Origin of the sequence: Mesorhizobium sp. M0909 (assembly GCF_040319515.1) — a bacterium.
Taxonomy (GTDB): Bacteria; Pseudomonadota; Alphaproteobacteria; order Rhizobiales; family Rhizobiaceae; genus Mesorhizobium.
In genome coordinates this window covers 166,732-174,274 of record NZ_JAMYOA010000015.1, presented here as the reverse complement: position 1 = coordinate 174,274, position 7,543 = coordinate 166,732, and the positions used below count along the sequence as shown (strand labels likewise).

The 7,543-nt window shown below is 62.8% G+C and carries 11 protein-coding genes and 1 pseudogene; all 12 read left to right on the top strand.

Translation table 11 applies throughout. The annotated features are described in order from the left end of the window. Nucleotides 1-114: 114 nt before the first annotated feature. A pseudogene (locus NKH83_RS31690) lies at nt 115-258 on the top strand (DUF2628 domain-containing protein); the annotation flags it as partial. A gap of 1 nt (nt 259) precedes the next feature. Beyond that, entirely contained in the window at nt 260-910 is a 651-nt protein-coding gene (gene hisH / locus NKH83_RS22655) for an imidazole glycerol phosphate synthase subunit HisH (RefSeq protein ID WP_352480180.1), read from the top strand. A 3-nt stretch (nt 911-913) separates the two neighbouring features. Continuing rightward, on the top strand, nt 914-1,204 hold the full coding sequence (locus NKH83_RS22650; protein WP_352480181.1) for a DUF1330 domain-containing protein: 291 nt from the start codon (nt 914-916) through the stop codon (nt 1,202-1,204). A 2-nt stretch (nt 1,205-1,206) separates the two neighbouring features. After that, nucleotides 1,207-1,956 carry a 1-(5-phosphoribosyl)-5-[(5-phosphoribosylamino)methylideneamino]imidazole-4-carboxamide isomerase gene (hisA, locus tag NKH83_RS22645; RefSeq protein WP_352480182.1) on the top strand — a complete coding sequence of 250 codons (750 nt, stop codon included), beginning with the start codon at nt 1,207-1,209 and terminating at the stop codon, nt 1,954-1,956. Further along, nucleotides 1,953-2,789, top strand: a complete 837-nt coding sequence (locus tag NKH83_RS22640; RefSeq protein ID WP_352807564.1) for an arginase family protein — start codon at nt 1,953-1,955, stop codon at nt 2,787-2,789. The genes hisA and NKH83_RS22640 overlap by 4 nt, the downstream gene beginning before the upstream one ends. Continuing rightward, nucleotides 2,786-3,580 carry an imidazole glycerol phosphate synthase subunit HisF gene (gene hisF / locus NKH83_RS22635; protein WP_254816374.1) on the top strand — a complete coding sequence of 265 codons (795 nt, stop codon included), beginning with the start codon at nt 2,786-2,788 and terminating at the stop codon, nt 3,578-3,580. Before NKH83_RS22640 ends, hisF begins: the two co-directional genes overlap by 4 nt. 36 nt (nt 3,581-3,616) lie before the next feature. Then, nucleotides 3,617-3,943 carry a phosphoribosyl-ATP diphosphatase gene (locus NKH83_RS22630; protein ID WP_352807576.1) on the top strand — a complete coding sequence of 109 codons (327 nt, stop codon included), beginning with the start codon at nt 3,617-3,619 and terminating at the stop codon, nt 3,941-3,943. 18 nt (nt 3,944-3,961) lie between these two features. Continuing rightward, nucleotides 3,962-4,921: a type I pantothenate kinase gene (gene coaA / locus NKH83_RS22625; RefSeq protein WP_352480184.1), complete on the top strand. Its 960-nt coding sequence runs from the start codon at nt 3,962-3,964 to the stop codon at nt 4,919-4,921. 78 nt (nt 4,922-4,999) lie between these two features. Further along, nucleotides 5,000-6,040 (top strand): glycosyltransferase family 2 protein, encoded by a 1,041-nt coding sequence (locus NKH83_RS22620; RefSeq protein ID WP_502895603.1) that lies wholly within the window; start codon nt 5,000-5,002, stop codon nt 6,038-6,040. Further along, nucleotides 6,040-6,732: a class I SAM-dependent methyltransferase gene (locus tag NKH83_RS22615; RefSeq protein WP_352807562.1), complete on the top strand. Its 693-nt coding sequence runs from the start codon at nt 6,040-6,042 to the stop codon at nt 6,730-6,732. Before NKH83_RS22620 ends, NKH83_RS22615 begins: the two co-directional genes overlap by 1 nt. Next, nucleotides 6,710-7,159 carry a GtrA family protein gene (locus NKH83_RS22610; protein ID WP_352807561.1) on the top strand — a complete coding sequence of 150 codons (450 nt, stop codon included), beginning with the start codon at nt 6,710-6,712 and terminating at the stop codon, nt 7,157-7,159. The genes NKH83_RS22615 and NKH83_RS22610 overlap by 23 nt, the downstream gene beginning before the upstream one ends. Next, nucleotides 7,156-7,458, top strand: coding sequence for a hypothetical protein (locus NKH83_RS22605; protein WP_352807559.1), 303 nt, complete (start codon nt 7,156-7,158; stop codon nt 7,456-7,458). Before NKH83_RS22610 ends, NKH83_RS22605 begins: the two co-directional genes overlap by 4 nt. Nucleotides 7,459-7,543 lie beyond the last annotated feature (85 nt).

The following is a 7,543-nucleotide window of genomic DNA, read 5'->3' as shown; positions in this document are numbered from 1 at the left end:
ATAACCGCCCTGGTGTTTTGGGGGGGGTGTTGAGCACCTGGTGAACTTGCCGCGGGCGGGGGGGGGGGGGTTTCTTTGGTGGGGGGCGGTCGCCCGCCCCCCCCCCCCCCCCACGCCGACATCCGCTATGTGTTGGAAGCCGCTGCGGATTCGGATGCACAAACTCCTGGGCAGCGTATCGTCCCAGACGCAGCACATGCCCGGCCGGCGCAGATGGGCCTGGCACTGGGGCTGAACCATATTCCGGGAAAGCCCTGAGATGAGGGTCGCGATCATCGACTACGGGTCGGGCAATCTGCGCTCGGCCACCAAGGCCTTCGAGCGTGCCGCGCATGAAGCCGGCATTGCCGCCGCGATTGAACTCACCGCCGATGCCGAGCGGGTCAGGACCGCCGACCGCATCGTCCTGCCCGGCGTCGGCGCCTATGCCGATTGCGCCGCTGGACTGCGTGCGGTCGCCGGCATGTGGGAGGCGGTCGAGGAGGTGGCGATCGCCAAGGCTCGGCCGTTCCTCGGCATCTGCGTCGGCATGCAGCTGATGTCGGAGCGAGGCCTGGAAAAGACCGTCACAAAGGGCTTTGGCTGGATCGCCGGCGACGTCAAGGAGATCACGCCGGCCGATCCGACGCTGAAGATCCCGCAGATCGGCTGGAACACGATTGACCTGAAGCGCAAGCATCCGCTGTTTTCCGGCATTGCGACGGGCGGCAAGGGACTGCACGCCTATTTCGTCCACTCCTACCATCTGGATGCACGGGAAGAGGATGAGGTGCTGGCGGTTGCCGACTATGGCGGCCCGATAACGGCCGCTGTCGTCCGCGACAACCTGGCCGGAACGCAATTCCACCCCGAGAAGAGCCAGGCGCTGGGCCTGGCGCTGATCACCAATTTCCTAGGCTGGAGGCCCTGAACCATGAGCAAGAAGGGCTATTGGATGGCATTGGTCGATGTCCACGATCCCGAGATCTACAAGCAGTACATCGAGGCCAATGCCGCGGCTTTCGCGAAATACGGCGCGAAGTTCCCGGTGCGCGCCGGGCGGTATACCAGCCCGGAAGGACCGACCGGCAATCGCCACGTGCTGGTGGAATTCGAATCCTATGAAATGGCGCTGGAATGCTACGGCTCGCCTGAATACCAGGAGGCCTTGAAGTACAGGCTCGCCGGCTCGACCGGGCACTTTGTCATCGTCGAAGGCGCCTGAAGGTGATCCTGTTTCCGGCCATAGACCTCAAGGACGGCAAATGCGTGCGCCTCCGGCACGGCGACATGGCGACCGCGACGATCTACAATGACGATCCGGCGGCCCAGGCGCGCGCCTTCGAAGAGCAGGGCTTCGAATGGCTGCACGTCGTCGACCTCAACGGCGCCTTCAAGGGCCAGAGCGTCAACAGCGCGGCGGTCGGCGGCATCCTAAAGGCGACGAGCAATCCGGTGCAGCTCGGCGGCGGCATCCGCACCCTGGCGCAGATCGAGGACTGGCTCGACCGTGGGCTTGCCCGCGTCATTCTTGGCACCGTAGCGGTGCGCGATCCGGATCTGGTCAGGCAGGCTTGCAAGGCATTCCCGGGCAAGATCGCCGTCGGCATCGATGCCAAGGGCGGCAAGGTCGCGGTCGAAGGCTGGGCCGAGGCCTCGAGTCTCGGCGTGATCGAACTGGCGAGGAAATTCGAGGGTGCCGGCGTCGCCGCCATCATCTACACCGATATCGACCGCGACGGTGTGCTGACCGGCATCAACTGGGACGCCACCATCGATCTCGCCGACGCGGTGTCGATCCCGGTCATCGCTTCGGGCGGGCTCGCCTCGATCGCCGACATCGTGCGCATGACCATGCCCGATGCCCGCAAGCTCGAAGGCGCGATCTCCGGCCGCGCGCTTTATGACGGCCGCATCGATCCGGCCGAGGCGCTGGCGATCCTGCGCGGCAAGCCCACGGCAGGGGCGTCATCATGAAAGTCTCGATTATCGTCGCCCCTTATGACAGCGGGCACCATCATGAAGGGTGCGGCCAGGGGCCGGACGCTATCATCGGCGGTGGGCTCGTCGAAGCCCTGACCGTGGCTGGCCATGACGTCACCGTCGAAGATATCGGCAAGGTGGGAGACGAGCAGGGGCGCGAAATCGCAACCGGCTTTGCCGTCTGCAACGCTGTCGCGACCAAGGTTAGCCTCGCCCGCGATGGAGGACGCTTCCCCATTATCCTTGCTGGAAATTGTCTGACCGCCGCCGGAGCGGTTGCCGGTGAAGCCGCGGATTCGATCATCTGGATCGACCAGCATGGCGATCTCAACACGTCGGAGACGTCGGCCTACGGCTTTCTCGACGGCATGGCGCTGGCGGCGACTCTCGGGCTCTGCTGGCGTCCGATGGCGGCAGCGATTCCGGGGTTCCGGCCGATAAACCCGGCGCGCTGCATGCTGGTCGATGCCCGCGACCTCGATCCCGACGAAAAGCGCCTGCTGGAAACCTTGCCAATCGTGCGCACCGAATGTGCCGGCGCACTCGATATGATCGGAAAGCTCACGGCGACAGGGACTGTGCGGGCGCATCTGCATCTCGACCTGGATGTTCTCGATCCGAATATGCTGCAGGTGAACCGCTACACGCACCCGGGCGGTCCGAGCCCGGAACAGTTACGGCAGCTTGCCTGCGGACTGGCCAGGTCCATCCCGATCGTGGGCGTTACGCTCTCGGCATACGACCCGGCCTTTGATTCCCAGTCCGAGGTTCCGCCCGTCGTCGGCCAGCTGCTCGTCGACTTTCTTGCGGCGATCGAGAGGATCTGATGCTGAAAGCCCGCGTCATCCCCTGTCTCGACGTCAAGAACGGTCGTGTCGTCAAGGGCGTCAATTTCGTCGACCTGGTCGATGCCGGCGATCCCGTCGAAGCGGCAAAAGCCTATGACGCGGCCGGCGCCGACGAGCTCTGCTTTCTCGACATCACCGCCTCGTCGGAAAACCGCGAGACCATTTTCGATGTCGTCGCCCGCACCGCCGAACAATGTTTCATGCCGCTGACCGTTGGCGGTGGCGTCCGTCAGGTCGCCGACATCAGAAAGCTGCTATTGGCCGGCGCCGACAAGGTGTCGATCAACACGGCGGCGGTGAAGACCCCAAATTTTGTCGCCGAAGCAGCGGACAAATTCGGCAACCAGTGCATCGTCGTCGCCATCGATGCCAAGAAAGTGTCCGCTGCGGGCGAGGCTGATCGCTGGGAGATATTCACCCATGGCGGCCGCGAGAAGACCGGCATCGACGCTGTCGAGTTCGCTCGGCGAGTGGTCGATCTCGGCGCCGGCGAGATCCTGCTGACATCGATGGACCGCGACGGCACCAAGGCCGGCTACGACATAGCACTTACCCGCGCCGTCGCCGACGCCGTACGCGTGCCGGTCATCGCTTCCGGCGGCGTCGGCACGCTCGACCACCTTGTCGAAGGCATTCGCGACGGCCATGCCGGCGCGGTGCTGGCGGCATCGATCTTCCATTTCGGCACCTACAGCATCGCCGAGGCCAAGCTGCATATGGCTCAGGCCGGACTGCCGATGCGGCTGGACTCGCCGGGTAATCGGTCCTAGAGCCTTTCCGGCTAAGAAGAGGCTGTGAACGCCGTCATGACCGAGTTCTCGCTCTCCGATCTGGAGAAGATTATTGGCGAACGCGCGCGTTCCGGCGATCCGGATTCGTGGACGGCCAAGCTCTTTCAGCGCGGCATGAGCAAGGCAGCGCAGAAACTCGGCGAAGAGGCGGTCGAAACGGTGATCGCAGCCGTCAGCGCCGACCGGGACGCGCTTGTTTCGGAAAGCGCCGATCTCATCTATCATTGGCTTGTCGTTCTCGGCATAGCGGAAATTCCGCTGAGCGATGTGCTCAACGAGCTTGAACGCCGCACCGGTCGTTCGGGCATCGCCGAAAAGGCGTCTCGGCTGGACCGGGGCTGATCGCTGCGGAGGAACTCGATGGACCAGCTCGCTCCTACCGAGAAGTATTCACCCTATCGTTTCTTCTCGGCCGAGCAATGGTCGCGGTTCCGCGCCGATACGCCGATGACGCTCACCGAGGACGAGATCCGTCGTCTGCGGTCGCTGAACGATCCGGTCGATCTCCACGAGGTCGAGCGCATCTATCTTTCGATGTCGCGGCTGTTGTCGGCTCATGTCGAAGCCAGTCAACTCCTGTTCAGGCAGCGCCAGGCCTTCTTCAACGCGCTGGACGCGGCCAAGACACCGTTCATCATCGGCATTGCCGGTTCCGTCGCGGTCGGCAAATCGACCACGGCGCGCGTGCTAAAGGAGCTGCTGGCGCGCTGGCCGTCGAGTCCCAAGGTCGACTTGGTCACCACCGACGGCTTCCTGCTGCCGAACGAAGTCCTGCGCCGCAACAATCTGATGGAACGCAAGGGCTTTCCCGACAGCTACGACGTCGGCGCGCTGCTGCGTTTCCTGTCCGGCATCAAATCGGCGCAGCGCAACGTCCGCGCGCCGGTCTATTCGCACCTGACCTATGACGTCATCCCGGGCGCGTTCCAGACCATCGACCGGCCCGACATCCTGATCTTCGAAGGCATTAACGTCCTGCAGCCGGGCAAGCTGCCGAAGGACGGCAAGATCGTGCCTTTCCTGTCGGATTTCTTCGACTTTGCCATCTACATCGATGCCGAGGAGGCGCTGATCCATCACTGGTATATCGCCCGCTTCATGCGGTTGCGCGAAACCGCCTTCCGCGACCCGGCCTCCTTCTTTCACCGCTATTCGCAACTTTCCGAGGATGCGGCCCGCGCCATCGCCGAGGGCCTGTGGACCAACATCAACCTGAAGAATCTGCGCGAGAATATATTGCCGACCCGCGCCCGAGCCGATCTCATCCTGCGCAAGGGCGCCAACCATCTGGTCGAGGAAGTGGCGCTCAGGAAACTGTAACGGCGCGGTTAACGGCGCCTTAGGCTATCCCGCCTAGTGTTCGATGGGCAATTCCAACGGATCTGTCGGGAGCAGTCTGTGATCAACGCGAGCAGTACCGGAGTTCGTGCGACGCAGCTCCGCTATTCCCTGGTCATTCCGATCTTCAACGAGGAGGCGGTTCTTCCACTCCTTATCCGGCGAATAGTCGCCCTGCTCGACGTGCTGGACGCACCGGCAGAGGCTATTTTCGTCGACGACGGCAGTACCGACACGAGTGTGATCTACCTGCGTGGGATGGTTGCCGAGGAGCCACGCTTCCGGCTGATCGAACTGTCGCGCAATTTCGGGCACCAGATTGCAATTACGGCCGGCATGGATGCGGCTGCCGGGGAAGCCGTGGTGGTCATGGATGCCGACCTCCAGGATCCCCCTGAAGTCGTTCTCCAACTGGTGGAAAAGTGGAAGGAGGGCTATGAAATCGTCTACGCGAGGCGTATGCGGCGCGAAGGCGAAACCTGGTTCAAACGGCTGACAGCCAGCATCTTCTACCGGCTGATGGAGAAGATGACTTCGGTCGACATTCCCCGCGACGTTGGCGATTTCCGACTAATCGGCCGCAAGGCTCTCGATACGTTCAAGCAGATGCCGGAGCGCAACCGTTTCGTGCGCGGCATGTTCGGTTGGATGGGATTCAAGCAGACGGCGGTTTCATTCGAGCGACCGGCGCGCGCCGCAGGTGAAACAAAGTATCCTTTCTGGAAGATGCTCCGCCTGGCTGTCCACGGGGTCATCGGCTTTTCGGAAAAACCATTGCGTATGGCGCTCTGGGCCGGGCTCGCTATCTCGGGGGTAGCCGCGCTGCTCGGGCTCTTCGCCGTGGCTTCCTGGGCATTCAGTTTCGGTGTTGTCCAAGGCTGGACGTCGACAGTTGTGATTGTTTCCTTCTTGTCCGGGATCAACCTGTTCATGACCGGTATCGTCGGCCTCTATGTCGGCGGGATCCACTCCGAGATCAAGCGCCGGCCGCTCTATGTCATTGATCGCCTTACTGGCTTCGAGGACGTGCTCCGGGCGGAAGTCGACAATCGAAACACCGAGGCGACGTTGTCGGCGTCACGCGACAGAAGGTTTGGTTGATGGCCGAACTCTTCGATCAATATCGCACCACCTATAACAGGACTGTCGACGACTCGATCAGCTTCTCCGGGCTGAAGCATGACTTCTTCCTGCACGCCAAGTTGGCCCCTCTCGCCGACCTGATCGCGACACGCGGTATCGCGAGGCGCGACGGCAGCGTTCGGGCGCTTGATGTCGGCTGCGGGATCGGCGCGCTGCATCCTTACGTGAAGCCGCTTTTTCCAGACCTTCACGGCTGCGACATTTCGAGGGAATCCATCGCCCGGGCGCGTCAGGAAAACCCCTGGGTCACCTATGCCGACTACACGGCTCCCGTGCTGCCTTACGCGGATGGCACATTCGACCTCGCATTCGCCGTTTGCGTCGTCCATCATGTGCCGCCTGAACATTGGCCGAGCTTTGTTTCCGAGATGCGACGCGTCGTCCGACCCGGTGGCGTTGTCTCGGTGATCGAGCACAACCCGTTCAATCCATTGACACGCCTGGCCGTCTTCCGCTGCCCCTTCGATGAAGATGCTGTCCTGATCAGTCGCCGCAAAGCCGGCCGTCTCCTGGAGGCGGCCGGCCTCACACAGGTTGCAGGCAGGCATTTCCTGATGTTTCCCTTCGCGAATTCCGTCGCGCGCAAGGTCGAGGGCTGGGTCTCGCACCTGCCGCTCGGGGCGCAATATGTGTGCAGCGGCCGTGTTTAGCGCCGGCTTCGGGTCCCGAATTGCTAGACGGCCGGCACGTTTCCTGATTATCGGCCTTGCCGCCACGCTGCTCTACGCACTGCTTGCCGCGGTATTTTCGATGGGGGACGCGGTGTCGATGCGGCCGGCTTCGGCCTCGGTGCTCGCGTATGCCATCGCCGCCGTCTTCTCCTATGCCGGGCACAAGTATTTTACCTTCGCGTCCAGCGGGGCGCACCGTTTCGAGGCGCCTCGCTTTTTCGTGCTGACATTGGTTGGTCTGGCGGTGTCATTTCTTCTGCCCGCCGTGTTGTCCGGGATTCTGGGCCTGCAGGCGCAGATTCCGATTGTGCTGACATGCCTCGTGGTCCCGCTCGTCAACTATGTGATGCTTCGCCACTGGGTATTCGCCAGTGGCTGCCTCGGCTTGCACGGTGGTTCAGGATGAGCGCGATCCAGGTCGGCTCCACATTGGCTGGCCGCTTCGTCAACGGCTGGGCTGAACGGCTTTGGCCGCTCGTCCTCTCGATGGCTATTCTGGCGGTGGCCGTCCCCTGGCAAGCCCGATGGGGCGTCATTCCCGACACCAGCTGGACCATCGCGCTGTGCGAGCGGCTGCTGTCGGGAAAGCGGCTTTACGTCGATCTGATCGAGGTCAATCCGCCGTTCAGCGCGTGGCTCTACCTGCCTCCCGTAGCGGCCGCCAGATTGCTGGGCATCGCTCCGGAAATCCTGGTTCGGGCGTGAACCTATCTTGCCGCCCTCGTTGGGCTGTCGTTTGCAGGTCTCGTCGTAAAGCGTGCGGGTTTTGCCGAAGCGATCTCGCTCTTTG